Source organism: Prevotella sp. LCP21S3_D2, from assembly GCF_052118345.1.
Taxonomy (GTDB): Bacteria; Bacteroidota; Bacteroidia; order Bacteroidales; family Bacteroidaceae; genus Prevotella.
The window spans coordinates 1-625 of record NZ_JBQKHJ010000092.1 but is presented as its reverse complement, the minus strand read 5'-3'; the positions used below and the strand labels follow the sequence as shown (position 1 = coordinate 625).

The 625-nt window shown below is 40.5% G+C and carries 2 protein-coding genes; one reads left to right on the top strand and one right to left on the bottom strand.

Translation table 11 applies throughout. The features are described 5' to 3' along the window. Nucleotides 1-225 precede the first annotated feature (225 nt). A complete protein-coding gene (locus ACTQ16_RS16740) occupies nucleotides 226-372 on the top strand; it encodes a hypothetical protein (protein WP_441938565.1) in 147 nt (48 codons plus the stop codon). Between the two features lie 45 nt (nucleotides 373-417). Here ACTQ16_RS16740 and ACTQ16_RS16735 read toward each other — a convergent pair whose 3' ends face one another. Continuing rightward, nucleotides 418-513: a smalltalk protein gene (locus ACTQ16_RS16735; protein ID WP_153121734.1), complete on the bottom strand. Its 96-nt coding sequence runs from the start codon at nucleotides 511-513 to the stop codon at nucleotides 418-420. Nucleotides 514-625 lie beyond the last annotated feature (112 nt).

Sequence of the window (625 nt, the reverse complement as noted above, 5' to 3'; positions counted from 1 at the left end):
TTTACGGCAAAAATTAATGAGAGACCAAGAAAGAAATTGAATTTCTCAACACCAAAGGAGTGCTTTTACAAAAACATTTCGTAATTTTGCACTTGCTTGTTGAATTCGCGTAACCATTATACCTTATTATATATGCAAAAAAGTATTTATCCCTGGCAGAAAAATAGGAATAGAGGGAAGATGTTGCGCGGTGTAGTTTCAACATCGGTAATGAAGGACCCCGTTTTGACAAAGACCGAAAAGCAGCAGGCTTATGTCAAGGAATCTTTGACAAGAGCGATGCAAGAGGTAAGGATGGCAAAATTGAATGGTCAGAAGTTGCCCGATGCTCGTGACCTGTTAAAGGTAAAAAAGGAAAAAAAGTGCCGATAGGATTTACTCCTACCGGCACTTTCTGTTTGTTGTTTCTGATGCCGTTTAAGGCATACAGCTGGTCACACCCAAGGTGGTGGCAATCGCAGTCAAGATTGATATCGCAATCTGAATGATAGTTTTCCAAGTGTCCTTCTTCATCTTTTTTAGTGATTAATTGTTAGTGATTAGTGATTAATTCTTTTGCTGCTTAAACACAGCCCCCGAAGGGGCTCTGCTTTTAGAAGCCTACGTCACTACCTCCTCCCTGGGT

Coding starts and splice junctions, on each gene's coding strand:
- ACTQ16_RS16735 (WP_153121734.1), bottom strand. CDS start 513: ATGAAGAAGGACACTTGGAAAACTATCATTCAGATTGCGATATCAATC.